This window comes from Wolbachia endosymbiont (group A) of Scambus nigricans (genome assembly GCF_947251485.1).
Lineage (GTDB): Bacteria > Pseudomonadota > Alphaproteobacteria > Rickettsiales > Anaplasmataceae > Wolbachia > Wolbachia pipientis.
The window spans coordinates 253,552-268,815 of the sequence record NZ_OX366356.1 but is presented as its reverse complement, the minus strand read 5'-3'; the positions used below and the strand labels follow the sequence as shown (position 1 = coordinate 268,815).

Genomic DNA, 15,264 nt, shown 5'->3' with positions numbered 1-15,264 from the left:
AGGAAGAATGTCCCTCTCATCACCACGAATTAATGTGATGCTTGATTCTGTGCGTAATGCTTCCAAGCAGCTTATGCGCGATTTTAATGAATTGCAAATTTCTAATGTTAAATCAGCAGACTTTATTAATAAAACTTATTCAAAATCCAAGCAAACCATATACGATTGCTTGCACGACTACAAACGAGACTATGGTTTTATTTTTGAAGATGATACTGATCAAGAAGTAAAAGATAACACTTATACCTGGTTTATTATGCCTATAGAGGGCAGGGAGAACTTTTCTAGTTGCATGGTTTATTTTGCAGTATCAGTCTGTCTCATTCATAAAAATAAAGTTGTGGCAGCTGTAATTGATGCTCCGGCTCTTAGAGAAACTTTTTGGGCAGAAGAAAAGAAAGGTGCTTTTCTTGAGGATTTTAGATCTCGTCATGTAAAAATGCGAGTGAAAATCCGTGAAGGGGGTCTAATAGATGTAAGTGGTAATTTGTTAAATAAATTGCTGCCTTGCAATAGTAATGTACGCTCCATAGGTTCAACAATTTTAGGCTTTGTATACCTTGCGGCAGGAAGGCACAGTGGAATAATTTACTCTGGAGTTAACAAATATAAAGCCTTGCTCGGTAGACTTTTTCTGCAAGAAAGCGGTGGAAGGCTAACGGAAGACAACGGGCTAATCATTGCTGGAGATATAAAACTATAGCTAAAGTAATTTATGTTTACCTACAATTTGATAAGCGTAAAACTCGTCATTCCGCTACTTGTTAGCGGAATCCATGCTGAGATACCGCGAATAAATCGCGGTATGATGTAGGGCTGTACTAGCTATAGCATAAACAGGCTACAGAGATAGACAACTTTTCGAAAACTTTTACAAGAGATTCTGTTAAATGCTCTATCATTTCATCGGTATGATAAGGTGTAGGGGTAATACGGAAACGCTCAGTTCCTCTTGGAACTGTCGGGTAATTTATATGTTGAACATATATTCCATACTCATCAAATAATAATTTTGATGCTTTTTTGGATAACTCTGAGTTGCCAATTATTATTGGAATTATATGAGTTTCTGTTGGAATGAAGTTAATTCCTGCATTTCTCAGTGAGTTTTTTACTTTTTCAACGACTTGCTTTTGCTTTTCCCTTTCAATGTTGCTCGATTTTAGGTGCTCAACGCTTGCCTTTGCTGCCGCTGCTAAAACAGGCGACATAGCAGTGGTAAAAATAAATCCTGGAGCGGAACTTCTTATTACATCTACCAAGCTCTTTGAAGACGCTATATACCCACCCATCACTCCAAAAGCCTTTGATAGTGTACCTTGAATAACGGTTATTCTATCCATCAGGCCTTCTCTTTCTGCAATTCCGCCACCATGTGAACCATACATGCCAACTGCGTGCACCTCATCCAAATAGGTAATTGCATTATGTTGATCTGCAAGATCGCATATTGCTTTAAGCGGCGCTATATCGCCATCCATTGAATATACGGATTCAAGTGCTATTATTTTTGGTGTCTTTTTGTCTATAGACTTGAGTAACTGCTCTAGATGATTAACATCATTGTGTTTAAATATATGTTTTGGCCTTTTTCCTGATTTTATGCCTTCTATCATCGAAGAATGGTTCTTCTCGTCTGAAAAAATTACTACGCCCGGAATAACAGACGATAAAGTGCTAAGTGTTGTCTGGTTAGCGAGGTAGCCACAAGCAAAAGTTAAAGCAGCCTCTTTTTTATGCAAACAAGCTAAGGATTTTTCAAGTTCAACAACCTCTTTTGTTGTACCAGATATATTTCTTGTTCCTCCAGCACCAACAGATGAATTTTGGATAGCGGCAATTACACTCTCATTTTGTGACATTCCCAAATAGTTATTACTGCACCAGACTATTACTTCCCTATTTCTTTCATAGTCCATAATGTGGGGGAGCCTACCTGGTAATGACGCAAAGTGCGTAAATTCACGGTAGCGCCCCTCATCTTTTATATCTTTTATTTTATTCAAGAATATTTCTTCGTAGTTTACCAAGTCCTTATTTACCGATAATTAACATAATTATAATAAATTATTAAACGATAGACTACTATATTTATTATACATGTACGGCAGTAGGTACTTTCCCCGTGTTGAAAGGTTTTTCAACCTCGCTGTTTTCAACTTGGCTTTTAGGTGTAAGCAGTATATAACTGCAGCGGCAACCAGACAACAAGCTCCAACTGCTATCCCCACTGCTAACATTTCTAAGTAAACAGAGATAGCTATCAAAGCTACTGCAGCCACGACTAGTGTTGAAACAACTATAGTAGACAATGTGCTTTTTTTGATATTCTGTGGAGAATCATTATCTTCTTCACTTGGATCATTATCATTTTCTATATCTTTCATGAGAGGCTTGTGATCATCCAGAGTTATAGTGGAAGCACTATTAGATTGACTTATCACCATACCTATAGACTGCACAGATACACTACTATCATCCACCCCTTTGCTATTCTGCTCTAGATTATCGGCAGGTAGTTGATCACTACCATTCTTTGACACTACACCTACACTACTATCACCTGCACTTTGCAAATTAGTATTACCTTTTTCACTTGAATCATAACTCTGTATCATAGGTTGAGCTTCCAGCAAAAGTACACCATTTTGATTACTTGCAACTTCATCAGTATCTTCACTAATAGTTTCAACCAGACAACTCACATCCCCTGAAACCTGCGCATCAACATGAATAACACGCTCTCTATCCACAAAGGATAATACTGTGCTATTGTCCACATAGCCGCTGCTTTGTAAACTCACACCACTTTTTTCCACTTTATTGTTTTCAGTATCACTACTCACAGGAGTTATAGCCTTTCTTATAATAGTCCGAATGCGATAAGATATGTGTTTATGGCTATAGCAGGCCAGTAGCATATTACGGTCTGTTCGGATTATTGTAAAAAGAGCTATACCTGATCACTTATAGTAGCGCTAACATCTTGTATATCTTTATTGTTTTGATTATCAGACTGTCTACCATTACTTTGAACATTATTCACTTGTCCAGAATTTTCTTTAGCTACTAAAGGTGTTGGCACTGATTTTGGTTGTGGCTCTTGTTTATCACTATCACCTTCAAGCGTAGAACCATCCTTACTATTTGTTGTACCTAACATAGATTCTTCTGCATCATAAAAAACTTCATCACTTAGAGAAGCTTGTTTTTCCTCATCGCTATCAACTGATAACACGGTAGCACTTTTACTTTGAGGAACAAGATCGTCCTGTGTACTTAAACTTTCAATATCATCCGTTTGTTCTGGAACTGGAGTCTCAGAAACTTCTTGTTGCTCTTGAGTATTAGAAGGCTGTGCCTTAAGTTTTGCACTTTCTTCTGGTACATGTTCAGCAGGTTGAGCATGAGCTTGTTTTTTCTCATCATCAATATTATAGCCTTTCTTATAATAGTCCGAATGCGATAAGATATGTGTTTATGGCTATAGCAGGCCAGTAGCATATTACGGTCTGTTCGGATTATTGTAAAAGAGCTATAACAGGAGCTTCGTGACTACTTGTAGTAGCGCTAACATCAGTTACTGATGATACAGCAGCCTTAGCATCATTTCCAATGCTTTTGATCTTGTCTTCAAGCAATTCTTTAGTTTGTAAGAGTTTTTCTTTCTGATCATTTTTTCTTTTCCTCTTAGTAACACCTAGACCGTTAGTGTCCTCCTTCTTTTTAATTTCAGTATTTACTTGGTTTAGGGCCTTCTTCAAAACAAGCTTATCATCATTGCTTTTTAGGAAATTCTTCATCCGCTTAACATCGTAGATAACATCAATAAACAATCCCTGCTTTATACTTTTTTTATTTTTAGACATTTTACCTCTCCTATAATTATTACCTATAGCTTCTTCTATTGAAGCCTTTCCATTACTCATAACATTTTCTTGTGGCTGCTTACTGCCAGCACTTTCAAGTCCTGGATTTTCTGATTGATTGTTATCTTCTTCATTCACTACTTGACTTGAAGTTGCAGTTTCATTTACTAAGTTACTATTTGATCGTACATTATCCTTAAGAAAATTTAGTATTTCTGTACGATTCCGCTCCTCAGCCTTCATTCCATCTGGATACTGCGATATACAAACTCTTCCCTCCTTATATTTTTCATAAGCATTTTGTACGTATTGTATGATTTTTTCAGTTATAACAGCACCTTTCTCTACAAACAATTTTACTCTTTCTAGATTACCTAATTTAATGGCTTCTTTAAATTGATCTTTACTAGTCTTCATAAGAAACGTTAATACGCTTAAATGAGCTTGCTTTTTATCTTCCCTACAAATTTTACAAGCATCTCGTGCGCATTGTATGATTTCTCCAGATATAACAGTACCTTTCTTTACATACGATTCTATTTTTTTCAGATCACCTTGTTCAATGGCCTTTTTAAGTAGCTGTTCATTATGAATATCCACAAGAAACGTTAATACGCTTGAATGAGCTTGCTTTTTATCTTTCTCACAATTTGTATAAACATTTCGTGCGTATTGTATGTCTTTTTTAGTTATAAAGCATCCTTACTCACAAGCAATTCTATTACTTCCAGATTACCTGCTCCAATGGCTTTGTTAACTTCCTCCTTACCAATTTTTGCTCTCTCTTCAAGAAATAACTTAACTATCTTCAAGCGATTATTTTGAATAGCTACACTTAAAGGACTCTCACGATGACTATTTTTAGCATTAACATCCTTACCCTTCGCAAGAAGTCTTTTAGCCCTGTCAATATTACCTTCCTTAGCAGCATGATGCAAAAGCCCTCCTGGGTGTAACACGTTAAGAAGGAATGATTTAGTTTCTGAAGCTACCATGCCTAAAAATGTCTTACCAGATTTATCTTTAATTTCCTCATTAGCTACCTCTTTTAAAAGCAACCTTACTATTTCATCCTTATTGGAAGCAGCAGCATAATGTAGAGCTGTTTTGCCATCGCTATCTTGAGTGTCAATCTTAGCACCACTTTCAACAAGCAACATTACCATTTTATTAACATTCTGAATGTCACCATAAGAGGAAACGGCATAATGTAAAGCTGTTTTGTTATTCCTATCTTGAATATTAACATTAGCGCCATTTTTAATAAGTGAGTTTACTAAATCATAATCGTCTTTTTCTACAGCATAGTGCAAAAGTTTTATAGCAGGATCTCTACTCTCAGTATCTTCAAATCTATTTAGTATCGCTTCCACGCATTCCTGATTGCCAATTGACGACGCCCTTTTAAGTTTTTCACATATATTATTCCAAGAGAGTACACGACTTTGTTTTTCTTCTAAAAATTCTAATAAAGCTTTAATATACCCCTGTCCACCAGCACCAAGAAGTAGCCTATCCAAATCTTCATCTTGCGTGAACAATATACCTTCGTGCATCTTTACACATCTTTCCACAAGCGTATCATTAGCTGCAATGGCCAGCAGTACAAGCTCTTTCACTGTATCATTATAGTTACCCTTATATTTATGATTCGACAGCACCTCGTACATATGCTCAGTCAAATTAAGTTGTTGAGAGCAAAAATTATTAAAATCACCACGATTCAAGTCAGTGATAAACCTATCATTCTCCTTATCTTCTCTTATATTATTTATAACTTCGTTTAAATCATTATAATCACCATTTTTTGCTTTATTTATAATATCTACCAATTTATCAAAGGCTAAACTTTTAGGAATGATATCAAATGAATTATCAACATCTGAATCCACCTCTGCTGGCGAACCTGCAACAAATGATTTAGGACCTTCATCAATATTTGCAATAAGAGACTCAACAACTGCATTATCAGCATCTTCAAAATGCCTACTTATGTCACCTAGTAAACTTTTGCTACCAGCTTTGTAATCCTTTAATTGCTCAGGAATGGTAAGTGTTACCTTACCATCTTTATACTCTACCTTACCATTCTGAGATTTAAGCGTGAACTCTAAAATAGCATCAAGCCTGCATATTTCTATCTTTGTATCCTGTTGCTTAACAGGCATACTTGGACAATACTGAATATTTAGGGAATCTTGGCTATTACATATAATACTTATCTTTCCATCGTTAGCGTCAGGCAATTGTAGGTTATGCTCAAAAAATATAGGAAAGAGCTGTATGAACAAAGAGCCGTCATACCCGGCTTGATTGCAACTAGTAATTAACTCTTTCAGTATATGATCATCTGGAACTTCTGCCTTAGCATGCTTAAACATTTCTATTAGAACATGCTTTGCAACTTGGCGTTTATTACTTTGAAGCTCTTGATTATACCTATCGCACAACTGGCCAACAAAATCTTTACTTATGGTTTTACCATTGATTATAAAATTCATTCTATGTAAGTCTTTATAAGCTTGCTTACCAGAATTCGCATCAGCATCATTTTTGTCTGCCCTTACTTGACTGAGCAAAGATTGCGTTAGCTTAAATTCTGATCTAGTCGCTCTGGTGGCATGAGCCCACCAAGTAAACTCCAAATCATGTTTTACCCCTAATTAATAGCTAAGCTAAGTATAGCATTAAACAGAAATCTTGCCAAGCAAATTATTCAATCTCTTAGCAAACAGACTTACATCATCCATCTCTTCACCTTCCACGATGCAAGCTTGGTAAAATAATAAATGAATCATGTCTTCCAATGTTGGGTTTTCACCACTTTCAGCATAAGATTTCATTATACTCTTTATTACAGGATGCTTAGTGTTAATTTCAAGCACCTTTGGCGTGCGGTAATTTAGCTGCTTTTGTTCACGCAAAAAACGCTCCATGCGAAGATCCATAGCACCTTCATCAACCGCTAGGCATACGGGACTATCAGTCAATTTTTTGGAAATTTTTACGCTTTTTACTGAATCTCCAAGCACTGTGGTAAAATATTGCAGTATAGTTTCCTCAGTTTTTTCTCCATTCGATTTATTTTCTTCATCTGTCTTATCTTCTTCTGAAGAGAATTTTTCCAAATCAACATCTGCACGGGTTACAGACTTGATTTTCTGATCTTTGTATTCATGAATTACACTAGTCCAAAAGTCATCAACTGGATCAACAAATAGGAGCACTTCTAGTCCTTTACTGACGAATCCCTCAAGTTGCGGACTGTTTTTCACTGAATCGAGGCTATTTCCGGTGAGATAATAGATATGCTCCTGCTCAGGCTTCATTCTGCTTATATAGTCATCAATGCTGACTAATTTCTCATCACCAGTACTATGAAATCCGCAAATTGAGAGTAGTGCTTCTCTCTCATCAGTTGGCATAGCTTCGCAAAGACCTTCCTTTAAAACTGCACCAAAATTGGTCCAGAATTTTGTATATTCCTCTAAATTCTCTTTTGCTTTTTTACCGAGCTCTGATATCACACGCTTAGTGAGAGATTTTCTGATCTGCTCAACAACACGATTATTCTGCAGCGTTTCTCTGCTGATATTAAGAGGCAAGTCCGGTGAATCAACCACGCCTTTCAGAAAACGCAAGTATTGTGGTATAATCTGTACGTTATCTTCAGTGATAAATACTTTATTTACATATAACTTCACAGAGCAACGTCTATCTGGATGGAATAAATCAAAAGGTTTTATAGAAGGAACATAAAGCAAATTTGTATATTCTATTGCACCTTCATTTTTATTATGCAATATCATCCAGGGCTCCCCGCCAACGTGAGCAACACTGCGGAAAAAATCGTTGTGCTCCTCTTGAGTAACGTCATTTTTTGGCTTAGTCCAAATTGCAGCCTTACTGTTTAACTTTTCACTTTTTCCTTCTTCGTCTATAAATTCAACAGGAAAATTTATGTGATCAGAGTAAGTAGTGACAATATTTTCAACACGAAATTTATCTAAAAACTCGTTTTCTTCAGGATGCATAATGAGCGTAATTTTGGTTCCGCGAGGGACTTGATTATCTGACTTGCTGATTGAATATTCCCCATCTCCTTTGGATTGCCAGATCCAAGACTCCTCTTCTCCAGCTTTTCTCGATTCTACTATTACTTCTGATGCAACCATAAAGCTTGAGTAAAAACCAACACCAAACTTCCCTATCAGCTCCACAGTTTGGCTTGAATCCTTGCTATTCTTAATCGCATCCAAGAACTTTTGCGTACCAGAGCTTGCAATTGTACCAAGATTGTCTATTAAATCCTGTCTATTCATTCCAATGCCATTATCAGTGATATATAGCTCGTTCTTATCTTTATTGGAGCTGATAGTGATTTTTAATTCGTCACTCAAATCTAGCAAATTAGGGTTTAGTTGAGATTCATAGCGCAACTTATCACATGCATCTGATGCATTTGATATTAATTCACGCAGAAAAATGTCTTTATTGGTGTAAAGTGAATGAATCACTATATTCAGTACTTTCCCTACCTCAGCGTCAAATTTTAAATTTTCAGTTTCTTGTACATTATGCATTTTGAGCTCCATTATTTGCCTACTACCCTAATAATTTAAGTATTGAATCACGATCTTTCAAGGTCACGTACACCAAAATTAATGTGGGTGTAGTTATTATGACACCCAATTTATGGGATCTCTTGCATAACAAACTTTTGGCAGCGCATTGGATGAAACGAAAAACTTCCTTGACACCCTTCGCCAGCCCCCTTATCATGAAACTGAAGCTGTTTATTTATCTTCGCAATCTCTGCAGTGGATTAATGACAAAAAAACTTAATGTATTTGGCGTAAATCGTGCTTAATTTTTTGCACTATGTGCACCTCATGTCTTTATCAAATTTCTAGCTACACAAGCTGAAACACGCTATTTAAAACATCAAAAAACGCCAACTTAAAAAATGGATAGTGAATAATTAGCTACCCTAGGGTTTCTTTGCCTTTTTTTCTGTTTAGTAAATTTCTTAACGTTTATAATTTAGATTAGTTGCGGCTTAAAAGCGGCTGAGTCACGGTTATTAAGCGTTTAGAATAAAAAAACGCCATACTTGAAAGTATAGCTCTTTTTACAATAATCCGAACAGACCGTAATATGCTACTGGCCTGCTATAGCCATAAACACATATCTTATCGCATTCGGACTATTATAAGAAAGGCTATAACTAGCCAACCATCGGGCTTTTTTTGCCTTTTTTTTTCGCTTGGTAAGTTTTTTAATACTTAGATTAGTTGCAATTTAAGAGACCAGAAATGGTCAGTGCTTGGCACTGGAATAACGTCCTCCTTTTTTATCCCAGTGCCCAGACACTGGGATCCAGGAAACTTAATTGCAAGTATAGCCTTTCTTATAATAGTCCGAATGCGATAAGATATGTGTTTATGGCTATAGCAGGCCAGTAGCATATTACGGTCTGTTCGGATTATTGTAAAAAGAGCTATAATGCATTGGATTTGGTGAGTATGGGTTTTATGTTATAGAATGAAACACTTTTGGTGAATTTGTAAAGAAAACTGGATCCCAGTGTTTGGGCACTGGGATGACACCATTCTTTTTCCTGGATTCCAGACTGGAATGACACCATTTGTTGTGTCTAACAAAGTTCGTACTTAGCTTCATATTAGCCGTAAATATTTAAGAAATTTACCAAACGAAAAAAAAGGCAAAAGAAGCCCTGGGGTTATTATCCGCTTTAAAATATTGGCGTTTTTTATGTTTTAAACGCTTGACAAGCGAAATTCAGCTGCTTTTAATTGCAACTAACTTACGCTGCAAACGTTTAAGAAATTTACTAAGCAGAAAAAAAGACAAAGAATCCCCGAGTTAGCTAGTCTTTTACTATCTCTGTCGAGTATTGGCATTTTTTGATGTCTTGTAACGCTTTATAAGCGCGTTCAGCTTATTTAGATAAAAATCTAGATGTAGATGAAGTTTTGTAAAGACATACAGTATCTATATACTGCAAAAAATTAAACATAAGACGCCGATACATTAAGTAATCCTTACCTTTTAATCTGCAGATTGGCGAAAGCAAATACAATAGCTTCACTGCCGTGATAAAGGGGCTGGCGGAGTTTGTCAAGGAAGTTTTTTCGTTTCTATTCCCAATAAAAGTTTGTTATATGGTTATGCAAGAAGTCTAATGAATCGCGGTGTTACGTCTTAGCTATAGATGCTGGTTTGTGTGATTTCAAGAGAAGCTTAGTAGATAAGTTGTGTTTTAAACCAGATTCGGTATTTTAAACTGAACACTTTCAATAATACCGCCTGGCATAACTGAAATTTTTACACTCAGGTTTACTTTTAGGTAGTCTATTAATTCATCAACTAATATGTAAGGAGCGGAAGCACCTGCGGTGATTCCTATCTTTTCTACGCCCTGAAACCAGCTTTTATTCACACAGCTGTAATTATCAATCAAGTAGGCTCTTTTTCCTCTGGCAGTGCACAGATCTAATAAGCGGTTTGAATTTGAGCTATTTTTACTTCCTACAACTAATACCATGTCTACAATTTCAGCTAGCTTTTTAACAGCATTTTGTCTGTTTTGCGTTGCATAGCATATGTCCTTTAAATCTGGACCTGTTATGCCTGGAAACCTTAATTTCAAGGCAGCAATAATGTCACGGGTATCGTCGATGCTTAACGTAGTTTGTGTAACATAAGACAAATTATCTGGATCTTTAACCTTTAAATCATATACATCCTGCAAAGTTTGCACTAAAGTGATAGGATTGTTTACTCTTCCCCTAATTCCCTTAACTTCTGGATGGTTTTCATGCCCAATGAGAATTAATTCTTTACCACTGTTTTCATACCTTTTTGCTTCTTTATGCACTTTGTTGACTAAAGGACATGTTGCATCAATCACTTGAATACCCTTTCTTTTTGCCTCATCTTCTATATTTTTTGATACTCCGTGCGCGCTGAAGATCAGTATTCCTTCATTATCTTCAATTTCCTCGATACTGCTTACAAAAACCACTCCTTGTTTCTTAAAGTCCTCTACTATATATTTATTGTGAACAATTTCGTGTAGCACATAAACTTGGCGCTCGTTTTTGTATTTTTCTAAAGTAATAGCTAATATGTCCACAGCTCTTTTTACCCCGGCACAAAAACCTCGTGGTTCAGCTAAGATGATTTCCATTTTTGTCAAATCAAGTAAATATGCAAGCATTACTTAAAAACAAGCTCCGCTCACTGTGTTTTATAGTACCATTATTTATATTTTATATAATAGTTATTTTTCGCATATTCTCTTTAACATTTGATCAACCTACTACTTCAGAAAATTTTAGAAAAGATAATATAGTACATAAACAACCTGATATTTTAGATAGAAATGGAGTGGTAATAGCAACAAATGTGCCCACAACATCACTATATATAGATGCAACCAAAGTAAAGAATCCGGAAAGTATAGCAGCACAACTGTGTTCTACTTTGCATGACCTCGAATACAAGAACTTATATAGAGTACTTACTTCAGAAAAGAAATTTGCTTGGATAAAGCGGCACTTGACTCCAAAAGAATTACTAGCGATCAAAAACGCTGGTGTACCAGGAGTAAATTTTTATGACGACATAAAGCGTATATATCCTCACAGTAATTTATTTTCACACGTGCTTGGTTACACTGACATAGATGGCAACGGTATTGCAGGAGTTGAGGCATATATAAGTAAAAATAATGAGCAAGAAAAGCCCATAATACTATCCTTAGATACACGAGTGCAAAGCATAGTGCATGAAGAGCTAACTAAAGCTGTAAGCAGATATCAGGCACTTGGCGGAGTAGGAATTGTTTTAAATGTGAGAAATAGTGAAGTTATCTCGATGGTCAGCCTACCTGATTTTAATCCCAACTCACAGAATAAGGCAGAAGACGTACAAAAGTTTAATCGCGCCAGTCTTGGGGTATATGAGATGGGGTCGGTATTAAAATACTTTACAATAGCCGCAGCGCTTGATGCGAACGCTACAAAAACTAGCGATTTATATGACGTATCAACACCAATCACCATTGGAAAGTATAAAATTCAGGATTTTCATAAATCTAAAATTCCAAAAATTACTGTGCAAGATATATTTGTAAAATCATCCAACATTGGTGCAGCAAAAATTGCAGTCAAACTAGGTATTGAAAAACAGGTAGAATACTTTAAAGCTATGAAGCTATTTTCTCCTTTGAAAATAGAAATACCAGAAAAATCCACACCGATAATCCCGGATAAATGGAGTGAAAACACTTTAATAACAGCATCTTATGGTTATGGCATAGCTGTAACTCCTATACATCTTGCACAAACTGCAGCAGCATTAATCAACAATGGGATATTTCATAACGCAACCTTGATGTTGAATAAAAGAAGTATAGGAGAGCAAATTATCTCAAGAAGAACTTCCAGGGAAATGAGAAAATTATTACGTGCAGCAGTAACAGATGGCACTGGCAGAAAAGCAAAAATAAAGGCATATTCAATAGGAGGAAAAACTGGATCGGCGGAAAAAGTTGTAGATGGTAAATATAGCAAAGATGCAAACATAGCATCATTTATAGGAGTGCTAACTATGCTTGACCCAAGGTACATAGTGCTAATTGCTATTGATGAGCCTCAAGGGATGCACCATACCGGGGGAATAATTGCTGCGCCTATAGTAAAGAACATTATAAATAGAATAGCGCCTATACTAAATGTTACACCTGAGATGTAAAATTATGATTGCTTTACTACAACTTCAAATTTATCATCACCAAAATCCTTATTAATATACCAAGAACCATCATCTTTAGTTACAAATTCAAGACCTTTAAGGTCTTTTTTTATTGTCTTTCCATTTTGACCATAAATAGCGATATTAATATCGAATGTAATAATGTCTAGATTTATCATAGCTTCTTTCCCGCTGCACGAATTTAGACTGAACTTGCCTAACATGACATCATTAAAACTCACTTCCCCTGTATAGACATCACACTGACCGTCCACACAACACGTAGTTTCAATATAGAAAAGGTCTGACATATAAAACACCTTACGTTTATAAAAAAAGAGCTAAAGCCCTACGCCATACCGTTATAGTCAGTAAACCTAGAGCACTTTAGCTATAATACAGCTAAGAATGTAAAATTCAACAGTTATAGCTCTTTTTACAATAATCCGAACAGACCGTAATATGCTACTGGCCTGCTATAGCCATAAACACATATCTTATCGCATTCGGACTATTATAAGAAAGGCTATAATTGTGTAAGGAAGTCTAAATTACTATATCTTAGAGGAATGGCTTTTTAGTTTTTTTGTTAATCTTTTTTACCATGCTGTCAATCATATGCTTTATCCCTTGATATACAGAGTATGTACTTTCGTCCCTACGCATATAAGCAGAACAGGAAAATACATTATGTTCTTCGTCTTCTATTGATAACTCTGTATCGCATTTTATGTGCTCGCCGCCAAGCCTTTCTATCAACTGTTCTCTGTCATCTCCTATAGTTACCTTAACCTTACTTTCTTCTTTACCTATCTTGCTACTTAAAATTGAAACAATGATGGCTGGAGATATGCATATCGCTCCTATTGGCTTTTTTGTAACAAAAAATTCTGAAACTAATCTTTCAAATTCAGGCATTACTGTCACCATGTCTTTACTTTCAGCTAAGTCAGATAAATTTTTCGCAACCCCGTATCCACCAGGTACAACTAGCATGTCAAAATTTTCAGCTTTGGCTTCTTTTAAGTCATATATTTCGCTTCTTGCGATTCTTGCTGCTTCCACAAGTACATTCCTTTTTTCTTTTGTTGCCTCTTTTGTTCTATGATTCATAACTTGTGTGATATTGATATCAGGTGCAAAGCATTTAACATCCACTTCCTGCTGATCAAGCACAAGCAAACTTAAAACCGCTTCTCTTACCTCTACACCGTCAAGGTGACCGCACCCTGATAAGACCACAGCAGCTTTTAATTTTTTTTCACCCATAAAGCACCTTGATTTCATATAATCTAGATATTTTAGTACAAATTCTATATTTGGAAAGGGGTATGTTATATCAATAATAATATAATTAATGATTAGTATGTATAATTAGGCATATTTATAATCAACGAATCTGAATATGGAATCTAGCAATAGTATGTTTTTTGACACTGACTATCCAGAACTAAGAAAAGCTATTTCAGATATAATAGAAAGTATTGCACAATCCTCACAAGAGGGGAAAAAAGAGTTATTTACAACCCTATCAGAACAAGTTAAAGGGATGAACCTCAAAGATTTAGGTTTAGCGATTAATGACCAAGGCTTGCAAAAGGAGGTCAACAAAGAATTATTTATAAAATTCATTGAAGAAGCGCTTGAAGGTTTAACTTCTGAAAATGTTAACTCAAAAATAATAGAAGAGGCGTTAAAATCTGTTAACCAACAAGCAATAAGTAATGTTATAAATAATAATAAAGGTCCACTGGATAATCTAGTCTATTATTTTAAATCAGCCTCTGCAAATAAAAAAATTGGAATAGCTTCTGCCGTAATGGTATTAGGAGCAGCATTTTCTCCGCTTATTGTGCTTGCTACATTAATAGCGCTTGTGGCTATTGGAGCACGTTATGTAGGAATAGGTATAGGAAAAGCAGGGGAAAAAATAAAAGAAGGTGCGATTGATGCAGGAAAAGCAGTGAAAAGTTTATCTAAAAATTTAGGGGATAAATTGCCTGAGGTTGGGCCAAAAAAAGATAACTTTAGTAAATTATACAACAGTTTGGCTCAAGAGATTATAGGCTATAATATGTCCGAAGAAGGTGAAAAAATAAAAAACGCCCAGAGTAAAGCAAAGGTCATAGGCATGCTTCAAAATGAAGGGCAGCGATCTGCTATACAAGAGTTAGTAAAGAATGGAACTATTCAAAATTTTTCAGAAGATGACATGAAAAAGCTTAGAGAAAAAGGTACTATTATAGCTCTTTTTACAATAATCCGAACAGACCGTAATATGCTACTGGCCTGCTATAGCCATAAACACATATCTTATCGCATTCGGACTATTATAAGAAAGGCTATATAAGAAAGGCTATACTTATGAAAGTGATAAGGAAGCACTTGAGAAACTTGTGGAGAAATTTCAATCTAAAATTATGGCCATTGGTGAGGGTAAAATAGAGGAGGTAGAAAAAATGGTTAATGATAAAGTTATAGCTCTTTTTACAATAATCCGAACAGACCGTAATATGCTACTGGCCTGCTATAGCCATAAACACATATCTTATCGCATTCGGACTATTATAAGAAAGGCTATAACCAAATGAAGTCACCAGTTCCTCAATTAGAT

At 35.7% G+C, this 15,264-nt stretch carries 17 protein-coding genes; 5 read left to right on the top strand and 12 right to left on the bottom strand.

Annotated features, from left to right (window positions below; translation table 11 throughout):
• Positions 1-7: 7 nt before the first annotated feature.
• Positions 8-703, top strand: coding sequence for an inositol monophosphatase family protein (locus OPR46_RS01550; protein WP_265043618.1), 696 nt, complete (start codon positions 8-10; stop codon positions 701-703).
• A 118-nt stretch (positions 704-821) separates the two neighbouring features.
• Here OPR46_RS01550 and hemA read toward each other — a convergent pair whose 3' ends face one another.
• From hemA to htpG, 7 genes are all read right to left on the bottom strand, one after another.
• On the bottom strand, positions 822-2,030 hold the full coding sequence (hemA, locus tag OPR46_RS01545; protein WP_155969391.1) for a 5-aminolevulinate synthase: 1,209 nt from the start codon (positions 2,028-2,030) through the stop codon (positions 822-824).
• A gap of 27 nt (positions 2,031-2,057) precedes the next feature.
• Entirely contained in the window at positions 2,058-2,921 is an 864-nt protein-coding gene (locus tag OPR46_RS01540; protein WP_265043617.1) for a TomO hydrophobic C-terminal domain-containing protein, read from the bottom strand.
• Positions 2,922-2,953: 32 nt separating this feature from the next.
• Entirely contained in the window at positions 2,954-3,238 is a 285-nt protein-coding gene (locus tag OPR46_RS01535) for a hypothetical protein (RefSeq protein ID WP_265043616.1), read from the bottom strand.
• Between the two features lie 41 nt (positions 3,239-3,279).
• The gene (locus OPR46_RS01530) at positions 3,280-3,504 is read right to left on the bottom strand and encodes a hypothetical protein (protein WP_265043615.1); all 225 of its coding nucleotides are present in this window, start codon (positions 3,502-3,504) and stop codon (positions 3,280-3,282) included.
• Between the two features lie 17 nt (positions 3,505-3,521).
• Positions 3,522-4,469 (bottom strand): hypothetical protein, encoded by a 948-nt coding sequence (locus tag OPR46_RS01525; protein WP_265043614.1) that lies wholly within the window; start codon positions 4,467-4,469, stop codon positions 3,522-3,524.
• Positions 4,470-4,558: 89 nt separating this feature from the next.
• The gene (locus tag OPR46_RS01520) at positions 4,559-6,448 is read right to left on the bottom strand and encodes an ankyrin repeat domain-containing protein (protein ID WP_265043613.1); all 1,890 of its coding nucleotides are present in this window, start codon (positions 6,446-6,448) and stop codon (positions 4,559-4,561) included.
• Between the two features lie 108 nt (positions 6,449-6,556).
• Positions 6,557-8,452 carry a molecular chaperone HtpG gene (gene htpG / locus OPR46_RS01515; protein WP_265044049.1) on the bottom strand — a complete coding sequence of 632 codons (1,896 nt, stop codon included), beginning with the start codon at positions 8,450-8,452 and terminating at the stop codon, positions 6,557-6,559.
• A gap of 574 nt (positions 8,453-9,026) precedes the next feature.
• On the opposite strand from htpG, the gene OPR46_RS01510 reads away from it, so the two are divergent.
• A complete protein-coding gene (locus OPR46_RS01510) occupies positions 9,027-9,158 on the top strand; it encodes a hypothetical protein (RefSeq protein WP_265043612.1) in 132 nt (43 codons plus the stop codon).
• Here the strand turns inward: OPR46_RS01510 and OPR46_RS06855 are convergent.
• The 3 genes from OPR46_RS06855 to ispH all read right to left on the bottom strand — a co-directional run bounded on the left by OPR46_RS06855 (position 9,155) and on the right by ispH (position 11,082).
• A complete protein-coding gene (locus OPR46_RS06855; protein ID WP_265043611.1) occupies positions 9,155-9,337 on the bottom strand; it encodes a hypothetical protein in 183 nt (60 codons plus the stop codon). The genes OPR46_RS01510 and OPR46_RS06855 overlap by 4 nt on opposite strands.
• Before the next feature lie 69 nt (positions 9,338-9,406).
• Positions 9,407-9,532 (bottom strand): hypothetical protein, encoded by a 126-nt coding sequence (locus OPR46_RS01500; protein ID WP_265043610.1) that lies wholly within the window; start codon positions 9,530-9,532, stop codon positions 9,407-9,409.
• Between the two features lie 620 nt (positions 9,533-10,152).
• On the bottom strand, positions 10,153-11,082 hold the full coding sequence (ispH, locus tag OPR46_RS01495; protein WP_265044047.1) for a 4-hydroxy-3-methylbut-2-enyl diphosphate reductase: 930 nt from the start codon (positions 11,080-11,082) through the stop codon (positions 10,153-10,155).
• 20 nt (positions 11,083-11,102) lie between these two features.
• On the opposite strand from ispH, the gene OPR46_RS01490 reads away from it, so the two are divergent.
• Positions 11,103-12,650 (top strand): peptidoglycan D,D-transpeptidase FtsI family protein, encoded by a 1,548-nt coding sequence (locus tag OPR46_RS01490; RefSeq protein WP_265043609.1) that lies wholly within the window; start codon positions 11,103-11,105, stop codon positions 12,648-12,650.
• 2 nt (positions 12,651-12,652) lie between these two features.
• On the opposite strand, the gene OPR46_RS01485 is transcribed toward OPR46_RS01490, so the two are convergent.
• Together OPR46_RS01485 and elbB are read right to left on the bottom strand one after the other, a co-directional pair.
• Positions 12,653-12,961, bottom strand: coding sequence for a hypothetical protein (locus OPR46_RS01485; RefSeq protein WP_265043608.1), 309 nt, complete (start codon positions 12,959-12,961; stop codon positions 12,653-12,655).
• 250 nt (positions 12,962-13,211) lie between these two features.
• Positions 13,212-13,919, bottom strand: coding sequence for an isoprenoid biosynthesis glyoxalase ElbB (gene elbB / locus OPR46_RS01480; RefSeq protein WP_265043607.1), 708 nt, complete (start codon positions 13,917-13,919; stop codon positions 13,212-13,214).
• 136 nt (positions 13,920-14,055) lie between these two features.
• Here elbB and OPR46_RS01475 point away from each other — a divergent pair, with 136 nt between their 5' ends.
• A complete protein-coding gene (locus OPR46_RS01475; RefSeq protein ID WP_265043606.1) occupies positions 14,056-15,000 on the top strand; it encodes a hypothetical protein in 945 nt (314 codons plus the stop codon).
• 46 nt (positions 15,001-15,046) lie between these two features.
• A complete protein-coding gene (locus tag OPR46_RS01470) occupies positions 15,047-15,241 on the top strand; it encodes a hypothetical protein (protein WP_265043605.1) in 195 nt (64 codons plus the stop codon).
• The last annotated feature ends 23 nt before the right edge of the window (positions 15,242-15,264 follow it).

Coding starts and splice junctions, on each gene's coding strand:
- OPR46_RS01510 (WP_265043612.1), top strand. CDS start 9,027: ATGCTACTGGCCTGCTATAGCCATAAACACATATCTTATCGCATTCGG.
- OPR46_RS01485 (WP_265043608.1), bottom strand. CDS start 12,961: ATGTCAGACCTTTTCTATATTGAAACTACGTGTTGTGTGGACGGTCAG.
- OPR46_RS01475 (WP_265043606.1), top strand. CDS start 14,056: ATGGAATCTAGCAATAGTATGTTTTTTGACACTGACTATCCAGAACTA.
- htpG (WP_265044049.1), bottom strand. CDS start 8,452: ATGCATAATGTACAAGAAACTGAAAATTTAAAATTTGACGCTGAGGTA.
- OPR46_RS01550 (WP_265043618.1), top strand. CDS start 8: ATGTCCCTCTCATCACCACGAATTAATGTGATGCTTGATTCTGTGCGT.
- ispH (WP_265044047.1), bottom strand. CDS start 11,082: ATGGAAATCATCTTAGCTGAACCACGAGGTTTTTGTGCCGGGGTAAAA.
- OPR46_RS01540 (WP_265043617.1), bottom strand. CDS start 2,921: ATGCTACTGGCCTGCTATAGCCATAAACACATATCTTATCGCATTCGG.
- elbB (WP_265043607.1), bottom strand. CDS start 13,919: ATGGGTGAAAAAAAATTAAAAGCTGCTGTGGTCTTATCAGGGTGCGGT.
- OPR46_RS01490 (WP_265043609.1), top strand. CDS start 11,103: ATGCAAGCATTACTTAAAAACAAGCTCCGCTCACTGTGTTTTATAGTA.
- OPR46_RS06855 (WP_265043611.1), bottom strand. CDS start 9,337: ATGCTACTGGCCTGCTATAGCCATAAACACATATCTTATCGCATTCGG.
- OPR46_RS01530 (WP_265043615.1), bottom strand. CDS start 3,504: ATGCTACTGGCCTGCTATAGCCATAAACACATATCTTATCGCATTCGG.